The following is a 292-nucleotide window of genomic DNA, read 5'->3' on the forward strand; positions in this document are numbered from 1 at the left end:
AGTTTCGCGGTGTCGGATAGGTGTCGCGATGCCGCGCATCCCAACCAAGCGCTCCCCGTCGTCGAGTGCGTACCCGCGACTTCGTATCTCTGCGAGTTCCTCGAGCAACTCATCTTTCTTCGTGAGCGTGTTTCGCGTCCACTTCGCAAGCCCATAGTTCTCGATTATCGAGTCTCGGCGCTCCTCGTCCATGTATGCTAACATAACCTTCCCGGCGCCAGAACAGTGAAGAGGAAATCTGCAACCTACGTACGAATCAGTGCTGAGGGCATTCTTACCCTCAGAACGATAG

1 protein-coding gene is annotated in these 292 nt (G+C 55.1%); it reads right to left on the reverse strand.

Annotation, left to right across the window (positions count from 1 at the left end; genetic code table 11):
- On the reverse strand, positions 1-192 hold a 192-nt coding region (locus AUR65_RS15925; RefSeq protein ID WP_394337345.1), incomplete at its 3' end, for an IclR family transcriptional regulator domain-containing protein.
- Positions 193-292 lie beyond the last annotated feature (100 nt).

It is taken from the genome of Haloferax marisrubri (assembly GCF_001469875.2).
In the GTDB taxonomy this organism is placed as follows: domain Archaea; phylum Halobacteriota; class Halobacteria; order Halobacteriales; family Haloferacaceae; genus Haloferax; species Haloferax marisrubri.